Annotated in this window: 1 pseudogene; it reads left to right on the top strand. The window is 35.5% G+C overall.

The window, feature by feature from the left end:
- Window positions 1–234 (top strand): annotated as a pseudogene (locus tag ACT3RN_RS16105) (transposase); the annotation flags it as partial.
- Between the last annotated feature and the right edge of the window lie 281 nt (window positions 235–515).

Genomic DNA, 515 nt, shown 5'->3' with positions numbered 1-515 from the left:
TAAAACGAAACGGTAAGGGTTTATACCATTGTCGTAGCAGACATCAAACAGACTACCCTAACGCCTGTTATTAAGCGTAAGATAAAGCCTGACAGCTTTGTTTATACGGATAGCTATCGAAGTTACAATACATTAGATGTGAGCGAATTGAAACATTTCAGAGTCAATCACTCTAAAGAGTTCACTTGCGGTAAAAACAATCATATCAATGGCACCCCAAACTTTTGGAACCAGTTGCAACTATCCCCTAAACTAACACAGCTCAAATGTAGAATTTCTTATAGAGTACCCATAAGGAGTTTTGATATGAGCAAACGAATAACTGAGACCCAAATAGTATCGATATTAAAAGAAGCAGAAGATAATTCTGCTTTGATGAGTTATACAAGCAAAAGAGCGTTGATGCTGTGAGGTATTTGAAGATATGTTACAACGGATAAATAATAAGCTGTAATCCATAAGAAGGTAGAAAAAATAAAAAGGCCATGATATCGCTATCATGGCCTTTTTATTTA

Origin of the sequence: Psychrobacter sp. AOP5-GZ1-6, from assembly GCF_052376345.1 — a bacterium.
In the GTDB taxonomy this organism is placed as follows: Bacteria; Pseudomonadota; Gammaproteobacteria; order Pseudomonadales; family Moraxellaceae; genus Psychrobacter.
Note: the sequence above shows the minus strand (reverse complement) of the source record. Positions and strands in the feature narration are given on the sequence as shown.